Annotated in this window: 23 protein-coding genes; 6 read left to right on the top strand and 17 right to left on the bottom strand. The window is 68.2% G+C overall.

The genetic code is table 11. The features are described from left to right. Positions 1-621 precede the first annotated feature (621 nt). Positions 622-1,323: a sterol desaturase family protein gene (locus tag HUA76_RS43875; protein ID WP_174464310.1), complete on the bottom strand. Its 702-nt coding sequence runs from the start codon at positions 1,321-1,323 to the stop codon at positions 622-624. Between the two features lie 17 nt (positions 1,324-1,340). Further along, complete coding sequence (def, locus tag HUA76_RS43870) at positions 1,341-1,850, bottom strand: peptide deformylase (RefSeq protein ID WP_174464309.1); 510 nt, start codon at positions 1,848-1,850, stop codon at positions 1,341-1,343. Positions 1,851-1,992: 142 nt separating this feature from the next. Here def and HUA76_RS43865 point away from each other — a divergent pair, with 142 nt between their 5' ends. Then, positions 1,993-2,475, top strand: a complete 483-nt coding sequence (locus HUA76_RS43865) for a nuclear transport factor 2 family protein (RefSeq protein WP_174456224.1) — start codon at positions 1,993-1,995, stop codon at positions 2,473-2,475. 4 nt (positions 2,476-2,479) lie between these two features. Here HUA76_RS43865 and HUA76_RS43860 read toward each other — a convergent pair whose 3' ends face one another. Then, positions 2,480-2,935: a hypothetical protein gene (locus tag HUA76_RS43860; protein ID WP_174464308.1), complete on the bottom strand. Its 456-nt coding sequence runs from the start codon at positions 2,933-2,935 to the stop codon at positions 2,480-2,482. Then, positions 2,932-3,390: a MarR family winged helix-turn-helix transcriptional regulator gene (locus tag HUA76_RS43855; RefSeq protein ID WP_141647655.1), complete on the bottom strand. Its 459-nt coding sequence runs from the start codon at positions 3,388-3,390 to the stop codon at positions 2,932-2,934. The genes HUA76_RS43860 and HUA76_RS43855 overlap by 4 nt, the downstream gene beginning before the upstream one ends. 107 nt (positions 3,391-3,497) lie before the next feature. Between HUA76_RS43855 and HUA76_RS43850 the strand changes: the two genes are divergently transcribed. Further along, the gene (locus HUA76_RS43850) at positions 3,498-4,148 is read left to right on the top strand and encodes a hypothetical protein (protein ID WP_254614892.1); all 651 of its coding nucleotides are present in this window, start codon (positions 3,498-3,500) and stop codon (positions 4,146-4,148) included. A gap of 70 nt (positions 4,149-4,218) precedes the next feature. Here HUA76_RS43850 and HUA76_RS43845 read toward each other — a convergent pair whose 3' ends face one another. The 3 genes from HUA76_RS43845 to HUA76_RS43835 form a co-directional block, all read right to left on the bottom strand. After that, positions 4,219-4,803, bottom strand: a complete 585-nt coding sequence (locus HUA76_RS43845) for a hypothetical protein (RefSeq protein ID WP_254614891.1) — start codon at positions 4,801-4,803, stop codon at positions 4,219-4,221. A gap of 131 nt (positions 4,804-4,934) precedes the next feature. After that, entirely contained in the window at positions 4,935-5,552 is a 618-nt protein-coding gene (locus HUA76_RS43840) for a DUF2378 family protein (protein WP_174464307.1), read from the bottom strand. 39 nt (positions 5,553-5,591) lie between these two features. Continuing rightward, positions 5,592-6,704 carry a 3-oxoacyl-ACP synthase III family protein gene (locus tag HUA76_RS43835; RefSeq protein ID WP_174464306.1) on the bottom strand — a complete coding sequence of 371 codons (1,113 nt, stop codon included), beginning with the start codon at positions 6,702-6,704 and terminating at the stop codon, positions 5,592-5,594. Positions 6,705-7,204: 500 nt separating this feature from the next. Here HUA76_RS43835 and HUA76_RS43830 point away from each other — a divergent pair, with 500 nt between their 5' ends. Then, on the top strand, positions 7,205-8,932 hold the full coding sequence (locus tag HUA76_RS43830; RefSeq protein ID WP_174464305.1) for an MASE1 domain-containing protein: 1,728 nt from the start codon (positions 7,205-7,207) through the stop codon (positions 8,930-8,932). Between the two features lie 198 nt (positions 8,933-9,130). On the opposite strand, the gene HUA76_RS43825 is transcribed toward HUA76_RS43830, so the two are convergent. The 3 genes from HUA76_RS43825 to HUA76_RS43815 form a co-directional block, all read right to left on the bottom strand. Continuing rightward, complete coding sequence (locus HUA76_RS43825; protein ID WP_141647659.1) at positions 9,131-9,658, bottom strand: hypothetical protein; 528 nt, start codon at positions 9,656-9,658, stop codon at positions 9,131-9,133. A 417-nt stretch (positions 9,659-10,075) separates the two neighbouring features. Continuing rightward, on the bottom strand, positions 10,076-10,696 hold the full coding sequence (locus HUA76_RS43820) for a vegetative protein (RefSeq protein ID WP_174456219.1): 621 nt from the start codon (positions 10,694-10,696) through the stop codon (positions 10,076-10,078). A 161-nt stretch (positions 10,697-10,857) separates the two neighbouring features. Beyond that, the gene (locus tag HUA76_RS43815) at positions 10,858-11,034 is read right to left on the bottom strand and encodes a hypothetical protein (RefSeq protein WP_174464304.1); all 177 of its coding nucleotides are present in this window, start codon (positions 11,032-11,034) and stop codon (positions 10,858-10,860) included. A 198-nt stretch (positions 11,035-11,232) separates the two neighbouring features. Between HUA76_RS43815 and HUA76_RS43810 the strand changes: the two genes are divergently transcribed. The 3 genes from HUA76_RS43810 (at position 11,233) to tkt (ending at position 15,505) form a co-directional block, all read left to right on the top strand. After that, the gene (locus tag HUA76_RS43810) at positions 11,233-12,081 is read left to right on the top strand and encodes a MoxR family ATPase (protein ID WP_141647660.1); all 849 of its coding nucleotides are present in this window, start codon (positions 11,233-11,235) and stop codon (positions 12,079-12,081) included. Positions 12,082-12,086: 5 nt separating this feature from the next. After that, positions 12,087-13,295, top strand: coding sequence for a VWA domain-containing protein (locus HUA76_RS43805; protein WP_174456217.1), 1,209 nt, complete (start codon positions 12,087-12,089; stop codon positions 13,293-13,295). A gap of 149 nt (positions 13,296-13,444) precedes the next feature. Beyond that, the gene (gene tkt, locus HUA76_RS43800) at positions 13,445-15,505 is read left to right on the top strand and encodes a transketolase (RefSeq protein WP_174464303.1); all 2,061 of its coding nucleotides are present in this window, start codon (positions 13,445-13,447) and stop codon (positions 15,503-15,505) included. A gap of 653 nt (positions 15,506-16,158) precedes the next feature. Here the strand turns inward: tkt and HUA76_RS43795 are convergent. From HUA76_RS43795 to HUA76_RS43765, 7 genes are all read right to left on the bottom strand, one after another. Then, entirely contained in the window at positions 16,159-17,610 is a 1,452-nt protein-coding gene (locus HUA76_RS43795; RefSeq protein ID WP_174456215.1) for a hypothetical protein, read from the bottom strand. A gap of 259 nt (positions 17,611-17,869) precedes the next feature. Continuing rightward, positions 17,870-18,493 (bottom strand): GNAT family N-acetyltransferase, encoded by a 624-nt coding sequence (locus tag HUA76_RS43790; RefSeq protein ID WP_174464302.1) that lies wholly within the window; start codon positions 18,491-18,493, stop codon positions 17,870-17,872. Between the two features lie 43 nt (positions 18,494-18,536). Further along, positions 18,537-19,430 carry a tRNA pseudouridine(55) synthase TruB gene (truB, locus tag HUA76_RS43785; protein ID WP_174464301.1) on the bottom strand — a complete coding sequence of 298 codons (894 nt, stop codon included), beginning with the start codon at positions 19,428-19,430 and terminating at the stop codon, positions 18,537-18,539. Between the two features lie 45 nt (positions 19,431-19,475). Continuing rightward, positions 19,476-20,624 (bottom strand): AAA family ATPase, encoded by a 1,149-nt coding sequence (locus tag HUA76_RS43780; RefSeq protein WP_141648928.1) that lies wholly within the window; start codon positions 20,622-20,624, stop codon positions 19,476-19,478. A gap of 142 nt (positions 20,625-20,766) precedes the next feature. Next, positions 20,767-22,200: a S28 family serine protease gene (locus HUA76_RS43775; protein ID WP_174464300.1), complete on the bottom strand. Its 1,434-nt coding sequence runs from the start codon at positions 22,198-22,200 to the stop codon at positions 20,767-20,769. Positions 22,201-22,356: 156 nt separating this feature from the next. After that, positions 22,357-24,435, bottom strand: a complete 2,079-nt coding sequence (locus tag HUA76_RS43770) for a M36 family metallopeptidase (RefSeq protein ID WP_174464299.1) — start codon at positions 24,433-24,435, stop codon at positions 22,357-22,359. Positions 24,436-24,559: 124 nt separating this feature from the next. After that, the gene (locus tag HUA76_RS43765) at positions 24,560-25,318 is read right to left on the bottom strand and encodes a hypothetical protein (RefSeq protein WP_174464298.1); all 759 of its coding nucleotides are present in this window, start codon (positions 25,316-25,318) and stop codon (positions 24,560-24,562) included. Positions 25,319-25,352: the final 34 nt, after the last annotated feature.

Genomic DNA, 25,352 nt, shown 5'->3' with positions numbered 1-25,352 from the left:
TGCGCTTCTCAGCGCTCCCTTGCTGGTGCCTTCTCAAAGATTGACTGCGGTTTCCGCAATCCTTCTCTTCTTCTTGGGCTTGCTATTTGGTTTTCAAAGACCGAGCCGCTTGTTTCATCCGCGACTTCCTGCTACCTTGCTGCCGCCTTCTGCTTCTTTCCGGCGTCAGCGGGGCGCCTCTTCTATTTCATCTTCGCGTTCCCTGTCAACCACCCAGTTTCGCTTTTCTTCTCTGCTGCTTCCCGAAGTCTCCAGCGCCGCCCAGTGGCTTCCGCTGTTTCTTTCGGGAGGGCGGCTTCTATCACCACCGCGCCCCGGATCAACCTATTTGGTTGGCTCCGTCTTTTTTCCTGCGTCCGCCCCGGTGGGTTACCGCGATCACCGTTTCGGCCAGGGGGCGCGGCTTCTATCACCGCCGCGTCCCAGGTCAACAACCTTCGTCGACCATTTACTTCCCCCGTCCGTTCGCCGTCAGGTGCCGGGGCACCAAGGCGTCGAGCAGGGGTCCAGTTAGTACCTCGTCACCTGTCGTCCGTCAAATACCGGATGATCGGTCCGCAGGATTTATCCACCGAACCGCATTTCGTGAACCCCCGACGCCCCAGGAAGGCTTCCTCGGCATCAGGGGTCGGCCCTCCGCCCGCCCTCCGACGTTGGGGGCGAGGCCAGCGTCCCGAACAACCAGTCCGAGAGCGGAACGGTGATGTTGAAGTTCCAGCGCCCCATCTTCGAGGGGTCGTGGTGCGCCTGGTGGTGCCTGCGAAGCCAGCCCAGCGGCCGGAGTCGGGCCAGTCGGTGCTCGGGCGGCAGGTGGTGGCAGAAGTGGAGCCACTCGTAAGAGAGGTAGTAGCCCACCGTCGACGCCATGAAGAGCCAGCCCAGGTTCCGCGTCGACACCAGGAAGGCGAGCACTCCCAGCGGCGCGGCGACAGCTCCCAGGAAGAAGAGGAGCAGCACCGGCGGGAAGAGCACCATCTTCACATCCCGGGAGGACTCGTAGGCCAGGGCGTCGTGGGTGAAGAAGCGGTGGTGTTGCTCGGTATGCCGCTGGAAGAGCAGCCCCAACCCCCTCCTCTTGTGGTGCATGGGACCCCGGTGCCCCAGGAACTCCACCACGTTCCCCAGCAGGAAGACCCCGGGAACCGTCAGCCACTCCCAGGGACGCACCGCCTCCGCTCGAGAGAGCGCCAGGAGGATGACGCCCAGCGAGCCCAGACTCGTGAAGGCGAAGTGCGCCCGGCCAGAGTAGCGGGGACCGACATGCTCACCGCGGTACTTCTCGCGGAAGGCCGTCACCCGCTCGGGAATGGTGCCAGGCGCCACGTTCCCTCCCGAGCCGCTCAACTGTCCTTCTGCCGAGCCTTCGTCTTCTGAAGCTTCTTCATCTTGTCCAGGATGAGCGTGCGCTTCAGGCTGGAGATGTGGTCCACGAAGACGTGGCCATCCAGGTGGTCGATTTCGTGCTGGAGGACGTGCGCCAGGCGCCCTTCCGCCTCCACCTCGTGCCACTCCCCCGTCCTGTCCTGGTAGCGGACCTTGACCCGGTGGAAACGCGGGCACTTCTCCCACTCACGCGGGACGGAGAGGCAGCCCTCCTCCAACGTGACGTTCTCCTTCCGCTCCAGGATTTGTGGGTTGACGATTTCGAAGGACGTCCCGTCCTCACGCCCCACCAGGGCCACGCGCAGCGACACGCCCACCTGATTGGCGGCGATGCCGATGCCTTCGGCTTCCTTCATGGATTCGGCCATCTCCTCCAGGAGCGTCTGGAGCGAGGGACCGAAGTCCGTCACGGGCTTCGTGGGCGAGGTGAGGACCTTGTGCGGCCAGATGACGATGTCGCGAGCCATGGGGCGCAATTTGCCATGTGCCCCCCACCCGGTGCCACGCCGGAAGGCTCCAGATGAGGTCTTCGCCACCTCGGCCGTCCCCCCCCGAAAACTCCCGGGACGCCCCAGCATGGGCGAGCACAGGTCTGGTAGACCTCCCCGCATGAATCCGCACTCCCAGCTCATCGTCGACTTCTACTCGGCGTTCCAGCGCCGTGACTCGAAGGCCATGAACGCCTGCTACCACCCGGACGTGGAGTTCTCCGACTCCGTCTTCATTGGCCTGCGCCACGGGAGCACCACCGCCATGTGGACCATGCTCTGCGAGCGCGGCAAGGACCTGCAGGTCACCTACCGCGACGTCCAGGCCGATGACCGCACCGGTCGCGCCCACTGGGATGCCCTCTACACCTTCGCCACCACCGGCCGGAAAGTCCTCAACCGCATCGACGCGGAGTTCGAGTTCCGCGACGGGAAGATTGTCCGCCATCAAGACCGCTTCGACTTCTGGACCTGGTCTCGTCAGGCACTCGGGCCCACGGGGCTCATCCTCGGCTGGACGCCCTTCCTCCGGAACAAGGTCCGCACCCAGGCCCGACGCACCCTGGACAAGTACATGCGCGACCACAACCTCACGGGCCCCTGACCCTCTACCGGAGCGCGCTCCCTCCCATTCCTCGAACGGCGGCTCCTGCTCGCAGCGGTTTCACGTCAGGTGCCACCCAGGAAGCTCGTGCCTCGGCCGAGTCCAGCGTCTCCTTCTGGTAGTGCCTCGCCAACAGCTTCGCGTCGGCCAGCTCCGGGGTCGTCTCCAACAGGGCCTCCAGGGACGCGCTCCCGGGTGACGCCTCCATCGCCCCCTGGACGAGCTCCGCCCAGCCCCGGGTCAGCGTCTCGTGATACTTGCCCGCCGCCCCGAGCGTTGTGGCGTAGCGGCGGATGAGGTCGCGCAGCCGCGCCAGTCCCGCCTCGAAGCCTTCCGCGCGCAGGCACAGCCAGGCCAGCCGCAGGTGCTCCCGGTGACGGAACCGCTCTCCCGGATAGGTGGCCGCCTCCACCGCCGCGAGAAAGTCCGCGTCCCCCAGGTCACCTCCTTCCACGCTCACGGTTTCACCTTCGGCTTCGACTTGCGCTCCGGGCGGGCCACGTGGTCCACCTCGGCGAGCGCCTCGAGCCCCGTCGTCAGGCCCTCCACATCCTCGTCGCCCAGCCGCTCCAGCACCGCGGCCTCCAGGACTTCCAGCCGGCGGTGGACCCGCGTGGCCAACGCCCGGCCCGCTCCCGTCAGCAATACCTGGAACGAGCGACGGTCCTCGGGCCTCGCCTCCCGCTTCACCAGACGCTTCGCTTCCAACCGGTCCATGTAGCTGGTCAGTGTGGAGCGCTTGTGCGCGAAGGCCGCGTGCAGCTCGCTCAGCGAGGTGTCCCCCGCTTCCAACAAGTACGCCAAGAGGTGGGCCTCCCCCTGCGAGAGCCCCAAGGGAGGCTCGACCGCCTCCAGGAACAGGCCGATGCGGTGGGTTGCCCGGTGCACTTCCAGGACGAATCGGAGCCTCTTCATGACGCTACTCTAACAACCGCTCCGTTTTCGGAATTTCCGAAAACGAAATGAATCGTCCGACAGCCAACCCGTGCCCAGCCCCCCACCCGATGCTCTATCCTCCAGGAATGCTCCCCGAGAACGCGCCCGTGGACCTCCTGGACCTCTGGCTCCTGGAGGCAGCCCTGGAGCTGCCGACGCCCCTTCAGCTGCTCGTGTCGCCGGACCCCGCGGGCTCACTCAACATGCGCGATGACCCTCGCTTCTCCCACGAGGAGCTGTGCGAGCGCCTGGCCGGACTCGCCGAGCGGGACCTCATCCGCATCCACGAACACCCGGACGGCATGGAGGAGCTCTTCACCCCCGAGGCGATTTCCCAGGCCATCCTCCGGCCCCGTCCCCGCTCCATCCAGGTCTATGAACTCACGCCCTCGGGAGGTGCGCTCTGGGAGACCCAGGCCCGGCCCGACTGGAGCCGCTACGTCAACGCCGGCGAGGAGCCCAGCGCCAACGACGCCCCGGAGTCGTGGGTCATCGAAGCCGTGAGTCTCGACATCGCCGAGGCGGAGTTTCGCTTCCACGAGGAGCTCGGCGATGGAAACCGCCCCGTTCCCGAGTCGAAGCGCGGCGAGGCGCTCACTCCCTGGAACGTGACGTACTGGAAGACGCTGCCGCGCGGCTATCGCCTCCACTACACCAGCGTCCCCCAGCCACCCGACCCGGTCCGCACCGCCGCCTCGCGCCGCCGAGAGCCCTGGTACACCCCCGTCCGACTGTGACGAAGGGTGGACCCTTGCCTCTCATGGGGCTCAACCCGGCACTCTCGACGCACGCGAGGGCGCGGGCGGCTCAGGGCGCGGGGGCCTTAGCGCCAGCTTCCTTCGACGGCTCGGCCCGGTACACGTAGAGCGTGTAGTTCGAGCCCGTCGCATAGCCAGGCAGCTTCCCGGGGTTGAACACACTGGTGCTCGACACCGTGCCGCCCGCGTAGCCGCTCGGCATCTCCACCAGCTTCAGCGCACACCCCGCCAGCACGAGCCCCGCCACCGGCACGTCGTTGCTCACCAGCGTGCACGTCCCAGAGGCCGTGAAGCTCCCTTCCGGCAGATTGAAACGCATGTGCGCCGGTATCTGCTGCCCCGCCGGAAAGCGCGTGTCGGTGATTCGCAGGCACGCCGTCGCCGACCCCACGCTCTTCTCGCCCCGGCTCACCCACTTGCCGTCGCGCTCGCGGCTCTTCGGCACGTAGATGCTCGCGCCCAGCTTCACCGTCGTCTCGAACGGCGCCGCCGCGCACACCGCCGCGTCCGGGGGCTTCGTCGGGTCCTCCTGGGTGCGGAACTGGTAGACCTCCTCCGCCGCTCGCGCCTCGGGGACTCCCGCCAGCATCACCCACGCACCCAGCACCACCGCACCACCGTGCCACCGCGACATAGGTTCCTCCTCTTGAGAGTCCTGGAGCCCGCACGCATCCGGGGCCCTGCCCGCCGACAGCTTCTGCCCGTTGGCCCATGAGCCCCTGGCGCGCACGGCCCCTCCGTACCGCGCGCGCCTGGAGGCCGCTGCTACTGCCAGGACAGCGTGTACTCGGCGTCGAGCGGCCCCGTCTTCTTGCCGCTCACGTGCACCTGCGTTCCGCCCATCGCCTCGATGACCGCCTGGAGCACACCCTCGTGATAGGCCGGCGTCATGAAGTCGCGCTTCATCGTGAAGACGCCACTCGTATCGCTCGTCCACGTCACGCCGCGCTCACCGTAGCTCACCGCCGCTCGATAGCCCGAGTGCAGGTTGCCCAGCATCCGCTTCGGGCTGTTCCCGGCCAATAACAGCAGCGTCTTGCCCGCCGCCGAGGACAGGAAGTCCGACGTCGCCTGCACGCCCATCCTCCGCAACGCCGGGTCGAACCCACCCAACTGCGGCCCCATCACCTGCGCCGCCGTGAAAGACAGCCGCAGGAACGCCGCCACCGGGTAGTTGAAGAAATCGACGTACTTCTTTTCTCCCGCGACGGCGAGGCACTGCTGTACCGCGCTGTCGCCACCAAGCACCTTCACCGCGCCAATCACGCCATTGAAAAACAATCCGCGCGCGGTGTCGTCGCGCGTCGCCAACGAGACGCGCTCCTCCAACTCGCGCGCGAGGTGGGGCTCGAGCACGTCCGGCTTCTGCTTCATGTCTGTCATCAAACGGTGTCTCCACGGGGGGAAGGAGGCACTCGAAGTTTACAGCCGAATCAACTGCGCGCCGTAGTGGATATTCGCTCCAACGGCCGCCACCAACACAATGTCCCCCGCACCCAGTCGAACGCGACCCGCCTCCAGGTCCTCCGCCAGCAGGATGAGCATCCCCGCCGCCGACGTATTTCCATACAAGTCAACATTGCAAGCGACAGTCTCGGGCGAAAGCCCCGCGCGCGTCACGAAGGCATCCATCACCCGCTTGTTGGGTTGGTGAAAGTAGTACCGCTTCACCTCACCCTGCAGCTCGGGTCTGGGATTCAACACCGTGTCCAGGCACTTCTGCATGTACTCCGGATAGCTGCGCGCCACGCGAAACCCATCCACCACGAAGGCCATGTCCGCCGGACGCGACCGCCCTGGCTGGTAGGGAAGCTTCAACACCCCGCCCCCCTTGCGGATGACCAGGTCCCCATGCGCGTTGCCCGAGAAGGAGGCGAGGATGCCCGCCCCCGCCGGCGCGTCCTGCTTCGTCTGGAGCACCACCGCGCCCGCCCCGTCCCCGAACACGTACATGGAGAGGTAGCCCTGGAGCGTCTTGGCCCGACCCGGCCCCGGAGGCAGCTCGTCCAGGTACACCTCCCGGTTCACCAGCGGCGACGTGAAGGCCGAGGCCACCACCGCCACCGTGCGGAAGCGGCCCCCGTCCATCATCTTCTTCACCAGGTCCAACACGTACGTCGTGCCACCACACCCGTCATCCACCACCAACGCGAAGGCGTCCTCCCGCAGCCCCAGCCGGTGGTGCAGCTGCATGGCGTCATGGTTGAAGTGCGGCGCGTCCGGCGTACACGTGACGACGAAGAGCGCGTCCAGCTCCCCCGCCTCCACGCCCGCGCCCGTCAGCGCCTTGCGCAGCGCCACCTCGCACATGTCCGTGTTCGTCGCGGGGTAGATGTGGCCGTCATCCTCCGGCGGAGGCACCGCGCGTCCCGTCGCCTCGTCGATGTCCCAGAGGAAGCGCCGCTCACGGATGCCCAGCTTCTCCTCGATGCGCTCCGCGGGCCACCCAGGGATGGCCCGGGCGATGCGCGCATTGCTCACCCGACGCGATGGAACGAAAGCCCCGGCTCCGACGACACAGACATTGGGTGTCATTTCATGGCCTCGTCTTTTCACCGCCACGCCGGATGGGAGGGATTCCCTGGCCTGTTCTGTCGAGCAGGATTCACGCCAGAAACGAAGCCCTTGAAATGACGGTGCACCGCGTCGGAAGCAGCTTCAGTCTTGAAGCTTCTTGCGCACATCCGACTCAGTAATCCCACGGATTTACTGAGAGGAGGCCCGTGCTTCAAAAATGAAGCGTTTCGCACCAAATCCGAAGCAAGCCCGGCGATACATTTACTTTCCGTGCGCGGATGCTCCACTCAAAGCGAGCGGTGACCTCAGGGAAACCCCTGTATTGCAAGTGATTGCGTACTCTGAGTGCCGAGACATCCTGGACCCACCCCACTGCTACGCGCGTGGAGGTCTCCTGATTTCCAGACCGAGCCGGAAGCCGTCCGCATCCAGGAGGTCGGGTGCTTCCCGGCGCAGGCAGGCCCATGCCAGTCTCCGTCGACCGAAAGGCGTCGGAACCCACCGCCTCGTCGCGACGCATGTCCCGAGCGAGGCCCGACGAATGGGACGTGCCCTCGTTCAAGTCCTATCCCCGTCGCTGGCAGCCCCTCCTCCGGCTCGTGCTCTTCACCGCGACCTATGCGCTCGGCGTGCGGCTGGGCGCGGTGCTGGCCTTCCCTCCCGAGTTGGTCTCCGCCATGTGGCCCCCCAGCGGCGTGGCGCTCGTGGGGCTCCTGCTCACGCGACACCGGGAGTGGCCGCTGCTCGCCCTCGCCGCCATCCTCGTGGAGCCGCTCGTCGTCGGCGACTCCCACGGACCCATCACCTCCACCAGCTTCGTCATCGCCGCCGGCAACCTGCTCGAGGCCATGGTGGGCGCCGTGCTCCTGCGGCGACTGGTACGACTCCACCCGGCGATGGACCGCGTGCGGGACGTGCTGGGACTGGTGGGACTGGCCGCCCTCGGTAGCACGCTCATCAGCGCGACCCTGGGCATGGGGATGATGCTGTCGGCCCTGCGCCTGGCACCCAGTGACTTCTGGCCCTCGTGGCGGGTGTTCTGGGTGGGCAACGCCATGGGCGTGCTGCTGGTGGCGCCCCTGCTGCTCACCTGGCTCTCACGGGGACTCGACGGGTGGAACCGGCAACGACGGCTGGAGCTGGCGGCCCTGCTGCTGCTGCTCGGCGTGACCACCCAGTGGGTGTTCAGCATGCCGCCCACCGCCGCGCCTCCCGCCACCTTCCACCCCGTCACCTACCTGTCCTTCCCCTTCCTGCTCTGGGCCGCCCTGCGCTTCGAGGCCCGGGGCACCACCATGGCCACCGCGGTGATGTCCTCGCTCGCCCTCTGGCACACCGCCCATGGCAACGGCCCCTTCGCCCAGTTCGCCTGGCACAACGACAGCCTCACCTTCCTCCAGTCCTTCCTCGCCGTGGCCAGTGTGTCCGGACTGCTCCTCGCCAGCGCCCTCAGCGAGCGCCGTCGCGCCCAGGAAGAGGTGAGCCACCTCAATCAGGAGCTGCGCCAGTCCCTGCAGACGCTCGCCGCCACCCAGGCCACCCTCGTGCGACGCGAGCGCATGGCCGCCCTCGGAGAGCTGAGCGCCACCGTGGCCCACGAGGTCCGCAATCCCCTGGGCGCCATCTCCAACGCGCTCGCCGCCATCCGCCGACTCGCGCCCCAGACGGCCCATGGGCCCGCGGGCACCTTGCTGGTCATCATGGATGAGGAAGTCCAGCGCCTGGACCTCATCGTCAATGACCTGCTCGACTTCACCCGCCCCATGGAGCCACGACTGCGGACCCAGGCGCTCGGCCCCGTGGTGGAGGGCGCCTTGAGTGCCTCACTGCGCTCGGGGCCCTCGGGCATCAACGTCTCGCGGACCCTGGACGAGCCGCTGCCTCCCATCGACCTGGATGCCCACCTGCTCCACGTCGCCCTCACCAACCTGTTCACCAATGCCGTGCAGGCCATGCCCTCGGGCGGCAGCCTCGTCACTCGCATCGAGCCGGAGACGCGCTCCGGGACTCTTCACGCCCGGCTCACCATCTCCGACACCGGGCACGGGATTGCTCCCGAGGTCCAACAGCGCATCTTCGAGCCCTTCTTCACCACTCGCGCCAGTGGCACCGGACTGGGACTCGCCATCGTCCGCCGCATCGTCGATGGACACCACGGAGAGGTCACCGTCGACAGCGCCGTCGGCCAGGGCACCACCTTCACCGTGTGGCTCCCGTGCGCCAGTGCACCCCAGGCCGCGGCCTGAGTGAGTGGCGGTCCACGTTGTCGTCGTGAGACCAGGCCACCGGGGCGCACCGCGCTCCTGCTCGACGGCCCTGCGCACGGCGCGGACGTCCTCACGCCTCCGTACTCCTGCTTGCGAGCCGGTCCGGACACCGTGTTTCGCACGGTGTCCGTGTCCCGACTCACGAGCGCCCCGTGACAGGGCGCCCGTCACTTCACTTCAGAACGGGATGTTGTCGTCATCGCTCGGCGGCGGAACGTCATCCTGGTAGCCGCCACCTCCACGGCTGCCGTAGCCGTCCCCGCCCCCACGATTGCCGTAGCCCTCGTTGCCACCACCACCGCCACCACCCTGCTGCCGGGCCATCTCCGCCTCGATGGCGCTCAGCAACTGGCGCTCCTTGTCGTGCCAGCGCGACTTGCTCGGGTCGTTCAGCGAGCGGCGCGCGCCGTTCGCATAGAACTCGAGGTCCTGCATGCTCGCGCCCGCGACCGGCGCGCCCTTGCTGCGGCCGTAGTTCGGGAAGACCATTCCGTCCCCGCCGCCACCGCCGCCACCGCCGCCACTGGGCGCCGCCGCGCGACGAGGCGCCGCCGACGCCGCATCCGGCGTTCCGCCGATGGACAACTCGCCCATCCTCAGCGTGAAGCCTTCTTCATTCTTGAACGCCGTGCCGACTCGCACCTGTTCCACTCGCCCATCAGGGCGCCGCACCGCCACGGTGACTGGATAGCCTTGCTCACTCATGGCGCCCGAATCCCATCACGGGACCCTTACTGTCAACGGGAGCGCGCGCCCCGCTGTCCGCCATCCACACGCCCGCCTGGACGACGCTCTCCCGCCCCGAAGAACCAGGGGCTTCCCGGGGTGTTCGGCACACGCCGGCTCGCAGGGCAGGAGCGCGACACACCCATTCGCGTCCTCTCCCTTGCACCCGAGCACATCGCCTCACAGGGCGGCTCGCGGCTCAGGACGTCGGTGGGCCTGTCGGGCGCCGTGCTTGCGGGCGCGCCTCTGCTTGGATTGGGTTGGGTGGACCGGATACACGCCTCGCGCAGCGGCCCTCCTCAGGGACACTCGAACGGGGCGGCGGGCTCCCTCACTTCAGGAGCCCACCTCGAATGGACAGCGAGTGGAGCGCGAGCCTTCCGCGACTCCCCTCAGCTACGCCATCCTGCCCTTCTTGCCACGCGCCGCCGTCTTCGACCGGGACGCGCCACGCTTCGCGGCCACCGGCTGGGACTCCTGCAGCGCCTTGCTCGCCGCACGACCGCGCGGCAGCTTCACGTCCTGCACCGACTGCGGCCGGGCGTCATCCACCCACGCCGTCGGACGACGGTCCGTGCGCATCAGCAACCGCAGCTTCTGGTAGTGCGCCGAGCAATACCCCTTCGAACGGCTGGGGCGCTTGCACCCGATGATGGCGCACGAACGCGAGCCATCCGCCGTCTTCGCTCCACGCGCCACCGCAACCGGCGCCTTCGCCGCCGCAGCTCGCGTCGCCACCAACGGCAACTCCACCTGCGCCGTGGGACGACGTCCCGGCTTGCCACGCTTCACCGCCGGCGCCGGCAACACCGCCGCCTGCCGCGTCGTCGCCGCGGGACGCACTCCCGCCAGCGCACCCAACCGGCTGGTCAGCGGCGCCAGGCGGAACGTCACTGAACGCAGCATGTCCAGGGCCTCAAGGCCCTCCTCCAACCGATTCACCGCCTGCTGCAAAGGCACTAGCTGGGACTGCAGCTCGCGCCGGAACATCTCTCCAAGCTCGTTCGCAATGGACATGTGACGGGAGGATATACGCCGTCCTGGGTTATCGGCGGGAAATCCGCTGCACGACGCGCGCCAACGGTCATCCCCCGAGCGATTTTCAGCCCCAACCCCCTCCCCAGGGTCCTGCTCCGAGCAGAAGTCTCAGACCCGGGGGCCATCCTGAAACAGACGTATCAGCCTGGAACATGAGGCGACGGCACCGTCTCCACCACCGGCTTGGGCATCACCGAGGCCTGGGTCTCCACCGTCGCGGGGCGCTCGGACAGAAGGGCTGTCGCCGTCGGGCACGAGCGCACCATCGAGGAGAGCGCCCACACAAACAACACCGTGACGACGAACGGGTGACCCACGACGGATGCCTCCAAGCACTCGGATTCCCACCAAGAACGCGACCCACCGCATTCCTTGGCCTTGCTGGGATACGAACGAGAATAGGTAAAGGGTCTGACGTGCCCCGGAGGGAGGGACAGCGGCCCGCCGAGCAGCCCCCTCCCAGGGATGGACCCGAGCCCCCGCGGCGACGTCGTGGATGTTAAAGGAGCCGGGACATGACTCCGGCCCCTCCTTCCGTCCGCTTCCGAGGCACCGATTCCTACCTGACCCACGAGGGCCTCCAGGCCGCCGTCAACTGTGCCCTCACCCTCCAGCGCCCCCTGCTGGTGAAGGGCGAGCCGGGCACCGGCAAGACGCTGCTGGCGGAGGCCATCGCCCAGGCCCTGGGCCACAAGCTGCTCACCTGGCACGTGAAGAGCACCACCCGCGCGCAGGACGGCCTGTACGTCTACGACACCGTGCAGCGCCTGTATGACTCGCGCTTCGGCGACGGCGACGTGCGAGACATCCGCCGATACATCCGCATGGGCCCCCTGGGCGAGGCGTTCTCCGCCCCCGAGCGCGTCGTGTTGCTCATCGACGAGGTCGACAAGGCGGACCTCGAGTTCCCCAACGACCTGCTCCACGAGTTGGACCGGATGCGCTTCCGCGTCACCGAGACGAACGACGAGGTGGCCGCGAAACACCGCCCCATCGTCGTGATTACGTCCAACAACGAGAAGGAGCTGCCGGACGCGTTCCTGCGCCGCTGCGTGTTCCACTTCATCGACTTCCCCGACGCGGAGCTGATGCGCCGCATCGTCGACGTGCACCACCCGGGGCTCGACGCCGCGCTCACCGACCAGGTCCTCAAGGTCTTCTACGAGCTGCGCGGCTTCACCCGCCTGCGCAAGCGCCCCTCCACCAGCGAGCTCATCGACTGGATTGCCGTGCTCAAGGCCCAGGGCATCAACGACTTGAAGCTGGACGAGAACCTGCCGTTCCTCGGCGCCCTGCTGAAGAAGGAGCAGGACCTGGTCTCCGTGGCCGAGGCCTTCGGACGCGGTCGGCGCTCACGGGCCTAAAAGCCATGTTCCTGCCATTCTTCTACGAGCTGCGGCGACGGGGCGTGAAGGTGGGCGCGCAGGAGGCGCTCGCCCTGGCGGGAGCCCTGAAGGCGGGCCTCCATGACAGCAGCCTCGACGGCTTCTACCACGTGGCGCGCGCGCTCCTGGTCCACTCAGAGACGCAGCTCGACTCGTTCGACCAGGCGTTCCTCTCCCACTTCCAGGGCGTGGAGACCGCGGGCCTGGAGCTGACGCAGGAGCTGATGTCCTGGCTGGAAGAGGCGCGCGAGCGGCCCCAGCTGACGCCCGAGGAGATGGCGCTCCTGGAGGCGCTGGACCCCGAGGAGATTCGTCGCCTGTTCGAGGAGCGCCTTCGCGAACAGAAGGAGCGCCACGACGGCGGCAACCGGTGGATTGGCACCGGCGGCACGTCACCGTTCGGCAACAACGGCTTCTCGCGCGGCGGCATGCGCGTGGGGGGCAAGGCCGGCGGCAAGCAGGGCATGGCGATGATGCAGGCGGGGGCACGCAAGTACGCGGGGTATCGCGACGACCTGGTGCTCGACACGCGGCAGATGGCCGTGGCGCTGCGCAAGCTGCGCGCGTTCGCTCGAGACGGAGCGCCGGACGAGCTGGACATCGACGAGAGCATCTCCGCCACCGCTCGCAACGCGGGGGAGCTGGAGGTGGTGACGCGGCCTCCGCGCAGGCCCAACACCCGCGTGGTGCTGGCCATGGACGTGGGCGGCTCCATGGACCCTTACGCCGCAGTGATGAGCCGGCTGTTCTCCGTCGCGAGCCAGGCCACGCACTTCAAGGAATTGCGAACGTATTACTTTCACAACTGCGTCTACGGAAAGCTCTACGCCACGCCCCAGCTCACCGGCGGCATGACGGTGCCGGAGCTGGTGGCGCAGGTGGGACGGCACCACAAGCTCGTCCTGGTGGGCGATGCGTCCATGGCGCCGTACGAGCTGGCCATCCGCACGGACGCCGAGGGGCGCTACAAGGCGGACGGACAGGAAGGGCTGACGTGGCTGATGCAGCTGGCCCAGCACTTCGAGCGCAACGTGTGGCTCAACCCGGAGCCGATGGGCTCGTGGCGCTCGGGCTCCATCGCGATGATTGCCCAGGTGTTCCCCATGTTCTCCCTCACCGTGGAGGGACTGGGTGAGGCGGTGGCCCACCTGACTCGCGGACGCACCGTGAAGGGCGCGGCGGCGCGGCGCTGAAGTCGCTCGCCTCCCCCCTCCGGGGCGGGGAATTCCCGGGGCCCGTGGACTGAAGGACTGCGGGCGGCCAGGGGCGCTCGTTTCGTGCGGCGCCCCGGCGTCAGTTACGGCATGGTGCGCCGCGCGTGAGCCCGGAGCACGAGGACCTTATGACGACCGACAATCAGCAGGACGTGCTGAGCATCAACACCATCCGCACCCTGGCCATGGATGCGGTACAGCAAGCCCACTCGGGCCACCCGGGGGCTCCCATGTCCCTGGCCCCCGTCGCCTACCAGCTCTGGCAGCAAGAGCTCCGGTATGACCCGTCCCACCCCATCTGGCCGGACCGCGACAGGTTCATCCTCTCCAACGGCCACGCGTCCATGCTGCTGTACGCGCTGCTCCACCTGGCCGGCGTCAAGCGCGTCACCCGCGACTACAAGGTCGAGGACGCCCTGAGCGTCTCGCTCGAGGACATCCAGAAGTTCCGCCAGTTGGACTCCGCCACCCCCGGCCACCCCGAATACCGGTGGACCAGCGGCGTGGAGACCACCACGGGTCCCCTGGGCCAGGGCGTGGCCAACAGCGTGGGCATGGCCATCGCCAGCCGCTGGCTCGCCGGCCACTTCAACAAGCCCGGCTTCGAGATGTTCTCCCATGACGTCTACGCCATCTGCGGCGACGGCGACCTCATGGAAGGCGTCGCGTCCGAGGCCGCGTCCATCGCCGGCCACCTCCAGCTGCCCAACCTCTGCTGGCTCTACGACTCCAACCACATCTCCATCGACGGCAGCACCGACCTGGCCTTCACCGAGGACGTGGGCCGCCGCTTCGAGGGCTACGGCTGGCGCGTGCTGCGCGTGCCGGACGCCAACGATTTGACCGTCCTGGGCGAGGCCCTCCACACCTTCAAGACGCTGCGGGGCAAGCCCACCCTCATCATCGTCACCACCCAGATTGCCTACGGCGCCCCCAAGCTCCAGGGGTCGTCCAAGGCTCACGGCGAGCCGCTCGGCGACGAGGAAATCAAGGGCACCAAGCGCAACTACGGCTGGCCCGAGGACGCGAAGTTCCTGGTCCCCGAGGGCGTGCGCGAGCGCTTCCAGGACCGCATGGGCGCCCGCGGCAAGAAGCTGCGCGAGGCGTGGGATGCGCGCTTCGTCGAGTACCAGAAGCAGTTCCCCGAGCTGGCCGACGAGCTGACGCGCATGCAGCGCCGTGAAGCGCCCAAGGGCTGGGACTCCGAGCTGCCGACGTTCCCCACCGACGCCAAGGGCATGGCCACCCGCGAGTCCAGCGGCAAGGTGCTCAACGCCGTCGCGAAGCACTACCCGTGGCTGGTGGGCGGCTCGGCCGACCTCAACCCGTCCACGAAGACGTACATCACCGGCTCCGAGTCCATGAAGCCCGGCGAGCATGCCGGCCGCAACATCCACTTCGGCGTGCGCGAGCACGCGATGGGCTCCATCGTCAACGGCCTGTGCCTGAGCAAGGTGCGCGGCTACGGCGCCACGTTCCTCATCTTCAGTGAGTACGAGCGCCCCGCCATCCGCCTGTCCTCGCTGATGGAGCTGCCCGCGCTGCACATCTTCACCCACGACTCCATCGGCCTGGGCGAGGACGGCCCCACGCACCAGCCCGTGGAGCAGCTCGCCAGCCTGCGCGCCATCCCCGGCCTCATCGTGCTGCGTCCCGCCGACGCCAACGAAGTCGTCGAGGCGTGGAGGGTCATCGGCCAGCAGAAGAGCCACCCCGTCGTCCTCGTCCTCACCCGCCAGGCCGTGCCCACCGTGGACCGCACCAAGTACGGCGCGGCGTCTGGTGTCGCCAAGGGCGGCTACGTGCTGGCGGACGCGGAGGGCGGCAAGCCGGAGGTGGTGCTCATCGGAACCGGCAGCGAGGTGTCCCTGTGCCTGGACGCCCACGACAAGCTCACGGCCGAGGGCATCAAGTCCCGCGTCGTCAGCCTGCCCTCGTGGGAGCTGTTCGAGAGCCAGTCGCAGGAGTACCGCGACAGCGTGCTGCCTCCCACCGTGCGCGCGCGCGTCGCGGTGGAGAAGGGCGCGGCGTTCGGCTGGGAGCGCTGGGTCGGCTTCCAGGGCGGCATCGTCGCCATGCGCAGCTTCGGCGCGTCCGCTCCCATCAAGGCGCTCCAGCAGAAGTTCGGCTTCACCGTCGACAACGTGGTGAAGGTGGCCAAGGACACGCTGGCCAAGGCCAAGGCGTAGTCACCGTCACCCGCGCGCCCGACGCGCGACGCTGAAAAAGACGAGGGCCCCGGACCATCCCCCAACGGTCCGGGGCCCTTCTTGCTTCAGTCCTCGCCACTGTCCTTCCAAAAGAAAGGGACCCGGGCCATCCCCCAACAGCCCGAGCACCCGATGCCCCTCTTAAAGAGAGGCTCCGCATCAAGAAAAGGCCCCCGACTCATCCCCCAACAAATCGGGGAGCCCGAACAGCCACTCCCGTTGCCGCACGAGAGCCGCGTTGCTCAAATCATCGTGGGTTCACGGGAGCCCCTTGCCCGACTCGAAGCCCCCCGGCTCCGGTCGCTCCCACGTCCCACCCAAAAGTCCGCACCCCTTCGCCCCCCGTCCCCGCATCACCCTGGTGCGGTCGTCGTGCCACGGTGCCGCTGACTCCCTGACTTCATTGCATCGTGCATGCCGAGCCTCGGTACACACACTCGCGCCGCGGCTCCCGGCGCCATCCCCTCCACCTCGCCCGGACACCCCGGGTTTCCCGCAGGCTTGAAGCTGACTCGCGCCTCGTCAGGTCCAGGTGGTGGGTCGCTCCTTCCGACCACCTGGACTCCTCGGAGGCTGGGGCCACGGCGCGGCGGTTCTCGTCCGCGCCGCCGCGCCCGGACTTCGCTTCGGAATCAGGCGGTGATGAAGCGCGGGGGCGGGCGCACCACGCTGAGCTGCTCCATCTCCTTCACCATCTTCTGGAAGTCGGAGTTCGCGATGCCCGTCTCGCCCTTGGCCAGCGACTGGGTGGCGTACTTCTCGTAGGTGTCCACCACCTTGCGCGCGTCCGGGCTGAGGCGGTCGTAGTTCTGGCGCGCCCACTTCTGGAGGTCCGCGTACTCCAGCCCGGCGGCCTGGCCGTCGAGGTCACCGGCGCCCTTGCTGATGGCGTTGGTCAGGTCCTTGGCGGAGATCTTCCCGTTCTTCCCATCCAGCGTCTCCAGCGCGGTGCGCATGGACGCGTCGTGGAAGGTCTTGTGCTGCGAGGCGTCCTTCACCATCGCGTCGAAGCCCGGCTTGTCCAGGCCCTTGGGGCCCGCCGTCTTCGAGTGCTTCTCGTACGTCTCCATCACCTTCTGAGCCTCGGGCGTCAGCCGGTCCTGGTTCTTCGCCGCCCACTTCTGGAACTCGGCCAGCTCCTTGGTGGAGTTGCCGTCCGCGTCGCCCGCGCCCTGCTTGATGGCGCCGAGCAGGTCCTCACCGGAGATGGGCCCGTTCTCCTTGTCCAGCTTCGCCAGCGAGTCGCGAGCGCTCACGTCGCCCACGCTCTTGAAGTCCTTCATCATCTTGGACCACTCGGTGGAGCTCAGGTCCTTGTCGCCCGTGGCCATCGCCTTGGTCGCGTGCTTCTCGAACTTGCCCATCACTTCCTTGGCCTCGGGCGACAGCTTGTCGCCGTTCTTCTTGGCCCAGTCCTGGAAGGCCTTCAGCTCGTCCGCGGTGTTGTTGTCCGCGTCCTTCGTGCCGCTGCGGATGGCCTTCGCCATGTCATCGCCGGAGATGGGCTTGGGCAGCTTGTCCAGGCCCGCGAGCGCCTTCTCCGCGCCCTTGTCGCCCACGCCCTTCATGTCATTGATCATCTTCCGCCAGTCGCCGTCCTGGTGGCCGTTGGCCTTCCTCTCCGCGGCGAACTTGGAGAAGCGGTCCATCACCTGCTTCGCCTCGGGCGTGAGGCGGTCCTGGTTCTTCTCCGCCCACTCCGCGAACGCGCGGTACTCGCCCTTCGCCGCCTGGCCGTCGTGGTCACCCGTGCCGCGCTGGATGGCCTTGGTGAGCTGGTCCGCGGTGATGGGGCCCTTCGTCTGGTCCAGCTTGTTCGTCTCGCTCAGCGCGCCCAGGTCCAGCGGGCTCCACTCGTTCGGCAGCGGCTTGGACGGGAAGCACCCACCCTTGTCGAAGCTGTCGCCACCCGGACGGCCCGCCTGCTGGTGCGGCGTGTGGTGCTTCATCATGTGGCGCAGGTCCTTCAGCAGCTGGTGCTCCTTGACCAGCGCGCGCTCCAGCTTGCCCTCCAGCTTCTCGAGCTTCGACTCGGTGCGAGCCAGGGTCTTCTGAGCGGAGTTGAAGGAGGTGGCGACGGACATTTGGTTTCTCCGAAGTAAGTCGTTGTGAGCACCCCTATTGCTCGCGGCGTGCCACACATCTCCTCCGGTTACCCACCTTCACTTCCGGCCTGTATTCAAGAGGTTAGAAGGCACCAGCCCCTCCACGAGGGGTGGTGACAACTGTCACCACCGATGACAGTCGTCACCAGGGGGAAGGCCCCCCAGGTGGTGACCAGAGTCACCGGATCCCCCGAAGTGGTGACTGGAGTCACCGGATCCCCCGAAGTGGTGACTGGAGTCACCGGATCCGCTTGCTCGCGGCTCGACGCGGCGCGCGCGCCGGCGAGGCCAGGGCCTTGCGCACGCGCTGCTTGCCCTGAGGCCGCTCGGCCACGAGCTCGAACCCCTGTTTTTCAAAGAACGGCACCGTGCCCGTGTACGCGGACGCATTGGAGATACGCGCGGACCCCTTGGGAGGTTTCACGGGATATCCCTCCACGGTGCGCGCGCCCCGCTGACGCATCACGTCCAGCGCGGCCTTCAGCAGCACCGTGGCGACGCCCTGGCCCCGGAAGTCCTTGTGGATGAAGAAGCAGGGCACCGACCAGACGTCGTCCGCGTCGTCACACCGGAGGCTCGGTGCGCGGTCCAGGCGCGGGAAGCTCCGGCGCGGCCCCAGCGTGAGCCAGCCCACGGGCTGTCCGTCCACGAAGGCCAGCAGGCCCTGGGCCTTGCCCTCATCCACCAGCGCCTTCATCCGCTGCTTCGCGGGCGCGCCCTTCACGTCAGCGAAGCGCTCGCCTTCTTCCAGCCGCCAGAACATGCACCAGCAGCCCGCGCACGCGCCGTTCTTCCCGAACAGCGTCTCGAGCGCCGGCCACAGCTTCGGCGTCAGCTCCTGAATCTCGATGTCGAGGGACATGCGCGAGAAGGTAGTGGGCGCGAAGGCTCGCGGCACCCCTTCGTTACAGGCCGCCTCTCAGCTCCGTGTCGCTCCACAGCGCGCCCTCACGCTCGCGCAGCAGGAACGTGAGCCGGCCCTGATGGAAGCCTCGCACCGGGGCCTCGGGGTCGGGGAAGCCCACCGGCAGGCGCCAGTCCGGAGGCAGCGTGCCGCTCAGGGGGATGGACCGCTCGCGACGCAGCTCGCCCACCTCCAGGTCCGTGAGGGGACGCACCCGCGCCCAGGGCAGCAGGGCCCGTCCCTGTGAGCCCACGCGTGTCCCGGGCGCCGGGTCCGTCCACGGGCCTATCGCCGTGCGCCGCAGCGTGGACAGGTGCGCGCCACAGCCGAGCGCACGCCCCACGTCCCTCGCGAGCGAGCGGACGTAGTAGCCCCCTCGACAGGTCAGCGTCAGGCGACTGGTGCGCGGCAGCTCGTGCGAGAGCCACCGGGCCGAGTGCAGGTACACGCGAGAGGGCGGCAGCTCCACCACCTCGCCCCGGTGGGCCTTGCGATATGCGGGCTCGCCTCCCACCTTCTTCGCGCTCGTGGCCGGTGGCACCTGCTCGTGCCAGCCCACGAAGGGCGCGAGCGCGGCGTCGAGCAACCCGGGCGTCAGGCGAGACACGTCCCCCTGGAGCACGGGCTTGCCGTGCAGGTCTCCCGTGTCCGTCTCCGTGCCCCAGACCACGTCCGCTTCGTACGTCTTGGGCACCGCGTGCAGCAGCTCGAACAGTCGCGTCGTCTGCCCCACCAGCACGAGGAGCAGCCCTTCCGCGAACGGGTCCAACGTCCCACCGTGGCATATCGGCAGGCGCTTGCCCGGCACGGCACGCGCCTCCTCCAGGAAGGACTGCACCACCGAGAAGCTCGTGGGCCCCACCGGCTTGTGCACACTGTAGAGCCCCGGCGTCATGCGTGCTCCCGACGGAGAACTCGCGTCATGGACTCCGCGACGTGCTCAACCACCCCGGTCCTCTTCTTCCTCTTCCTCTTCCTCGACGAAGTCGGAGGAATCGCCATCCAGGGCTCCCTCCACCTGCGTGGCTCCGTCCCGCTTCACCAGATACACAGGCGAACAGCGTGAGGCCTGCGCCACCGTGCGCGCCAGGGGCTCCGCGTGCGTCGTCACCCAGACCTGGCTGTCCCTCGCCGCCCTCAGCACGAGTCGCCCCAGAGGCTCCAACAGGTCTGGATGCAGGCTCGTCTCCGGCTCGTTCAACGCGAGGAACGGCGGAGGGCGCGGACTCAAGAGCGCCGCCAGCAAGCAGAGGTAGCGCAACGTTCCATCGGACAGCTCGGACGCGGCCATGGGCCGGCTCAACCCCGGCATGTGCAGGAACAGACTGAAGCGTCCCTCACTGGAGCGAACCTCCAGCCGCGCTCCCGGGAACGCATCGTCGATGCCCTGCTCCAGACCGCGCGTGTCCCCAATCTGGAGGATGGTCAGCAGCGCCGCCGCCAGGTCCGCGCCGTCATGCGCCAGCACCGGCGTCCTCACGCCCACGCGCGGATGCCGCATGGCCGCGTCCGGGTCCGTGCGGAAGTGGTGATAGAAGCGCCACGCGGAGAACGTGCGCTGCACCTCCGACAAGCGCGGGAAACGGTGTGGCTCGCCCAACTGGTCCAGCACCGACTCCGAGTTCCAGAGCTGCGTGGGAAACGTCACCCGCTTCCCGTCGGCGTCCCGCATGAAGGCCGTGCGGTCCTTGCGCTCCATCAGCACCACCTTGCGCCCCCCGGACCAGGCCCACAGGTGCTCCGACTTCACCTCCGGGTCCAGCTTGAAGGGGTCCGTGGAGCGCGGGAGGTTGGGGACGATGCCGCAGCTCAGCTCGTACGCCAGCTCGCCCATCTCCACCTGCACCGTCAGCCGCACCGGCTGCTTCGCGCCCCGCGAACCCGCCCACAACACGCTCGGCGTGCCGCCCTCTTCCGCCAGGGTTCGCGCGAGCCTCCCCTCCGACGCCGCCACCAACAGGTACAGCGCGCGGTACAGGTTCGTCTTGCCACTGCCGTTGGCTCCGACAATGACATTCACCGGGCCCAGCTCCAGGGAGAGCTGACGCACCGAGCGGTATCCGGAAATCCGCAAGCGCTGGATGGGCATCGAGCACCCCACCCTAGCTCGCCCACCTCCCACCGCAACGGTGCTCTGGTGGTCCGTCACACTCGCGACGGACCGGGCACTCCACCCGAGGGAGCACACCACGTGGACACGTGCCCCTCGGGTCCTTCAGCCGGCGCGACGACTACCGACGACGCAGCAGCTTCTCGTAGCTCCGGCTCAGCTTGCCCTCGGTGACAGCGGGCACGTGCACCGGCGCATCCGCCCACTCGGCCAGCCGCTCGAAGTAGAAGGTGCGCTGCGGCTCGGGCAGCGCGGTCAGCGTCCCGTAGAAGCCGATGCCCGCCGGGTCCACGATGCGGTACGAGTCATTCCTGGAGCTCACGCCGAAGGCCGAGGCACTCCACGGGCTCAGCGCGCCGTCGACGATGAGCACGCGCCGGGCATGCAGCCGCGTCCACAGCTCCAGCTTGAGCAGCGGCACCGGGTTGTAGACCTTCACCACGCCCGCGGGCGGCAGCGCCGTGGGCACCTGCCCGCCCGGGTAGCGCAGCAGCGGACGCAGCTCCAACTCCGGGAACAGCGGCGCGCCCAGCTCCGTGGCGCACTGGTAGCTCTCCGGCTCAATCGCGCTGTACAGCGACTGGTCTGAGAAGGTGTACGCGGGGCCCGCCACCAGGTCCACGAAGGCGAACAGCTCCTCGGCCGACACCGTGGGCTCCGGAATCGTGTCGCAGTCGTACGGCGCCAGCCCCATGTACTCCCAGAAGTTGAACGGCAGCCGCACCACACTGAACTCAAACGCCTTGTCCACGCCCAGCGTCTCGAAGGTGAAGCCCCACTCCACCTGCGCCGCCAGCAGCGGCGTCAGCTCCTCGCGCCGCTCCAGCGCCGCCCGCTGCACCGCCTTCAACCTGTCGCGGCACGTCGCGTCGCCCACGGTGGCCAGGAAGTGCGGCGTGCGGACATCCTGCAACCCCAGGCTGTGCCGCTCCGCGTAGGGAATCGTTGCCTCCACGTCGTTCGGAAAGAAGTAGCGGTGAAGGAGGGCCGCCGTGCCGCCCCGGAACACCCCCGTGGACAGCCAGCGCGCGCCGTAAATCGTCTTGAAGACCTCCACCACGCGGTGCGCGTCCGCCGCGGACTGCCAGACATCCAGGAGCTTCCAGTCACGCGAGGCCGGCGTCGACGTGCCGTAGAAGCGGTGCTCCACCGTCACCTGGTTGCCCTTCAAGAGGTCCACCGGCTCCGCGGCGATGGGCTCCGCGAAGATTTCCGCGCCCTCCGTGTCGATGACCATCGGCGCCGTCACCGAGCGGTGGAACAGCGTCATGCGCTGAAGGAACTTCTCACCCTCCGGATGGCGGTGGTCCGCGGGTTGCTCGAAGTCGAGCGTGAAGAAGCGAAAGTCATCAATCTGCTCGTCCCCCAGAATCGTGACGCCCGGGAGCGCCTCCAGCCGCGCGCGGATGTCGTCGTCGATGGCTCGCGCCTCCGACAGCGTCTCTCCCGAAGGCGCGCCCTCGCGTCCCGCCTCCGACGTGTCGCCACAGGCCGCCAGCAGCGATACCGCCAGCGCCCCCACCACGCCTCGAAACCGATACGTCACTCCCCACATGTCCCGCTCCTCTCGATGAACAACGTCACTCGGGTTCAGTCAGGAACCAGCCCGGACATTCTCACAATTCGAGAATTATAGGCTACCCATGAAAATACACTCCGGGTGTGGAGCACCGAAGGACCTCGGGAGAGGTCCTCCGGCGGGACGGCGTGGCTACGGGGCGGGTGGCGTCTCCGGACGGCCCAGGATGAGGCCGCACGAGGGGGGCACGGCGAAGCCATTCCTGGCGGAGTCGACGGCATTCGTCGCGTTGGAGCCCAGGCCGATGGCGGCGAACGCGTTCCACATCCGGCAGACATCTTCCCCACCATGCAGGGTAGTGGCGGCGCTGATGATGCCGTCGCGTGTCTGGAGGAAGGTGGGGTTGCAGGCGGTGCGCTTCAGGCCCTCGGTGAAGTACAGCAGCATGCGCTGGTTCCCCGCGTTGCCCGTGGCGTCGTAGAGGTCCGTGCTGAAGCCCCACTGCGTCACCAGCGCCCAGTACACCTCCCACAGCGCCTGGGCGAACACGGAGCCCACGCCGTGCGGGACGGTCATCGTGTTGATGCTCTCGAAGGTCCAGGTGTTGACGAGCGCGGACGTGCTGTAGCGCTGGGTGCGAAGGCCCGGGCCGGTGATGGCCTGGTTCAGCACGTACGTCCCGATGCCACGTCCCTGGGGGCCAGTGTCCGACGCGCGCGCGGTGTAGACGAGCGCCAGGAAGTCGCTGAGGCCCTCGCCCGGCTGCTGCCGGTTGGTCAGGCACGACACGTTGCTGGGGCCGCCGACGAGGCGGTTGGAGATGCCGTGGCCGTACTCGTGGACGATGACGCCGCTGTCCAGGTCGCCATCCTTGTCCGGCGTGGGCGCCGTCCAGAGGTACATCTGCATGCGCGGGCGGAAGCCATCCGGAGGCGTGAGGAAGTTGGCGTTGTCGACGCCACCACTGTCCTGCGCCTCGGCGCGCACGTCGTCATTGCCGAGCCCGCCTCGGGCATGGTTGTTGACCTGGAAGTTGCCGGCCAGCTCGTCGAAGCCGTACTGGTACTGCACGTCGTGGACGAGGTTGTTCCAGTAGAAGAGGTTGGCGACCGCGGCGGCGAAGTACGTGCTCGGCGCGCCCGTCAGGTTGATGGCGAAGTCGCACGCCAGCCCGGCGCCGCAGTTCGGGTCGCTCGCGGGCGGCTGGCCATTGTTGTCCCGGTCCTCGTAGGCGTGGACGTTGTTGCCACGGGGGGCGAGGAACTCGGCGCCCGTGACTCCGTTGGTGTCATGCCAGCCGAAGGGCGAGGCCAGCGAGTGGGCGGGGTTGGTGACGAGCGTGCGCCCATCCGCGGGAGGAACCGGCGTGACGTGGTGCGGGCTCTCGGCGGGCCTCGGGTACACGCGGTACGAATCCCCCGCCACCCAGTCGAAGCGCGTCCAGACCTCGCCCGTGCCCGCGTCCACCGTCAAGTCATGGGCGTGCCGGGCATCCAGCGTGTGGACCTGGAAGCGCCAGACCAGACGCGACTCTCCACGACGCAGCGGCAACACCGCCAGCGACGCGTCGATGGACTCGCTCGACAGCCCCCGCGCCTCCACGCGAGTGCGCCGCGTGGGACCGGGCTCGGCCTTCAGCTCGCGGGGCGCCGCGAATCCCTGGAGGCCCAGGTGCCGCGCCGCGCTCGCCACCGCGTCGGCCGCGCCAATCCGAGGCTCCACGCTGGAGAGCGTGGACTCCAGCGCGGGCTGGAAGTCGCTGTGCACCGCGAGCACGCGCCCTTCCCGGTCCACGTTGACCTGGAGCTGCGCGTTGTAGACGGGCAGGTCCCGGTATCGCTGTCGCAGATACAAATGAGTGGCACCACTGAGGCGTGAGTAGACGCGGTCGGTCACCTCCAGGTTGGCCAGGTCGGACAGCTCCAGGCCCAGGGCCTCGCGATGTCGCTGGACGAAGTCCAGGCCCACCGCCAGCGCGTCTCCGCTCGCGGGACCCGAGAGCGCGCCCACCAGGTTGATGAGCGAACGCACCCGCCCGTTGGACGCATCCACCTCCACGCGCAGCTCCGGCACGGACTGGCGCAGCGCCGCTTCCGCCGCCTGCTGCGTCGGCGCGAAGGTGAAGCGCATCCGGGCGTTGTAGGAGAGGCGCGCGTCGTGGTGCCGCTCTCCCTGGGGCTCCGGCACCACGGCCAGGGCGAGGGGGGACAGCAGCGCCCCCGTGAGAGCTACCGCGTGGAAGAGGCAGCGTCGGGCGTGTCTTGGGGACATGTCGTGCTCCTGCGTCACGGACCACCCCGGGATGGGGCGTCACGCGGAACAAGGACACGGCCCGTCCACCTGACTCAACAGGGGGACCGGGCGAGACCATCGACTTCCGAGCGCGCGCTACGGCTCAATCGCCGCTGAGGTCGCTCCATTGGTCATCACGCGTCTCGGGTTTGCCCTTGGGGCGGAGGTGCGCGAAGGACAGTGTCATCTCCACGGCGAACTCGCGCTTCTCCGGCGGCTTGCCCAGGTAGATGTACTTGGTGCGGTTCGTGATGCAGGCATCCAACATCTTCACGGAGGTGACGGGGGTCACCTTCCCCTTGACGCCCTCCCCGTTCGCGTCGAACCGCGCCCTCAGCCGGAAAATCCGGGGGATGCCGCCGTCGCGGAGGATGGCCTCCCTGCCGCAGTAGTCGTAGTCGCGCAGGTGCTTGCTCAGCATGACCGCGCCCCACGCCTCATTCGTCTTGGGCAGCGGCGGGCGCTTGATGGGCTTCTCCACCATGGGCGGCAGCGGGGGCTGCGTCACGATGGGCGGGGGCTCCGGAGGCCGCGGAATGGGGGGCGGGGTGATAGTGGGAGGCGGCGGCCTGGGCCGCTCCGTCACGCGCGCGGGAATGGGCTCCGTCGCATACACCAGGAACGCCACGCCCACCCCGCCGAGCAACATGAAGACCGAGAAGATGCCCGCCACGACCATCGCGGCGTGATTCCGTTTGGCCGCCTCCTGCTGCGCGGAGGGGACTTCCTTCCACCCTGGCTGAAGGGGGATGCCGGTGGGTTTGGTCCTCTCCGCGCCGCAATGGGTGCAGAGAGGCTCGCGCTCCACCGCCTTGAGGAAGGGGGCACCACAGTTCAGACATTTCGGACGGGGTCTGGCCACGGTCCGGAGTCTAGTCGCTCCGCCGACACCTGGG

The sequence above is a fragment of the Myxococcus sp. CA056 genome (assembly GCF_013336715.1).
GTDB classification, from domain to species: Bacteria; Myxococcota; Myxococcia; order Myxococcales; family Myxococcaceae; genus Myxococcus; species Myxococcus llanfairpwllgwyngyllgogerychwyrndrobwllllantysiliogogogochensis.
The sequence above is the reverse complement of the archived record's forward strand: the minus strand, read 5'-3'. Positions and strand labels throughout refer to the sequence as shown.

What these genes read in the sequence shown, in the direction of transcription:
- def (WP_174464309.1), bottom strand. Translation starts at nt 1,850, where the DNA reads ATGGCTCGCGACATCGTCATCTGGCCGCACAAGGTCCTCACCTCGCCC.
- HUA76_RS43865 (WP_174456224.1), top strand. Translation starts at nt 1,993, where the DNA reads ATGAATCCGCACTCCCAGCTCATCGTCGACTTCTACTCGGCGTTCCAG.
- HUA76_RS43855 (WP_141647655.1), bottom strand. Translation starts at nt 3,390, where the DNA reads ATGAAGAGGCTCCGATTCGTCCTGGAAGTGCACCGGGCAACCCACCGC.
- HUA76_RS43850 (WP_254614892.1), top strand. Translation starts at nt 3,498, where the DNA reads ATGCTCCCCGAGAACGCGCCCGTGGACCTCCTGGACCTCTGGCTCCTG.
- HUA76_RS43845 (WP_254614891.1), bottom strand. Translation starts at nt 4,803, where the DNA reads ATGTCGCGGTGGCACGGTGGTGCGGTGGTGCTGGGTGCGTGGGTGATG.
- HUA76_RS43840 (WP_174464307.1), bottom strand. Translation starts at nt 5,552, where the DNA reads ATGACAGACATGAAGCAGAAGCCGGACGTGCTCGAGCCCCACCTCGCG.
- HUA76_RS43835 (WP_174464306.1), bottom strand. Translation starts at nt 6,704, where the DNA reads ATGACACCCAATGTCTGTGTCGTCGGAGCCGGGGCTTTCGTTCCATCG.
- HUA76_RS43830 (WP_174464305.1), top strand. Translation starts at nt 7,205, where the DNA reads ATGTCCCGAGCGAGGCCCGACGAATGGGACGTGCCCTCGTTCAAGTCC.
- HUA76_RS43825 (WP_141647659.1), bottom strand. Translation starts at nt 9,658, where the DNA reads ATGAGTGAGCAAGGCTATCCAGTCACCGTGGCGGTGCGGCGCCCTGAT.
- HUA76_RS43820 (WP_174456219.1), bottom strand. Translation starts at nt 10,696, where the DNA reads ATGTCCATTGCGAACGAGCTTGGAGAGATGTTCCGGCGCGAGCTGCAG.
- HUA76_RS43810 (WP_141647660.1), top strand. Translation starts at nt 11,233, where the DNA reads ATGACTCCGGCCCCTCCTTCCGTCCGCTTCCGAGGCACCGATTCCTAC.
- HUA76_RS43805 (WP_174456217.1), top strand. Translation starts at nt 12,087, where the DNA reads ATGTTCCTGCCATTCTTCTACGAGCTGCGGCGACGGGGCGTGAAGGTG.
- tkt (WP_174464303.1), top strand. Translation starts at nt 13,445, where the DNA reads ATGACGACCGACAATCAGCAGGACGTGCTGAGCATCAACACCATCCGC.
- HUA76_RS43795 (WP_174456215.1), bottom strand. Translation starts at nt 17,610, where the DNA reads ATGTCCGTCGCCACCTCCTTCAACTCCGCTCAGAAGACCCTGGCTCGC.
- HUA76_RS43790 (WP_174464302.1), bottom strand. Translation starts at nt 18,493, where the DNA reads ATGTCCCTCGACATCGAGATTCAGGAGCTGACGCCGAAGCTGTGGCCG.
- truB (WP_174464301.1), bottom strand. Translation starts at nt 19,430, where the DNA reads ATGACGCCGGGGCTCTACAGTGTGCACAAGCCGGTGGGGCCCACGAGC.
- HUA76_RS43780 (WP_141648928.1), bottom strand. Translation starts at nt 20,624, where the DNA reads ATGCCCATCCAGCGCTTGCGGATTTCCGGATACCGCTCGGTGCGTCAG.
- HUA76_RS43775 (WP_174464300.1), bottom strand. Translation starts at nt 22,200, where the DNA reads ATGTGGGGAGTGACGTATCGGTTTCGAGGCGTGGTGGGGGCGCTGGCG.
- HUA76_RS43770 (WP_174464299.1), bottom strand. Translation starts at nt 24,435, where the DNA reads ATGTCCCCAAGACACGCCCGACGCTGCCTCTTCCACGCGGTAGCTCTC.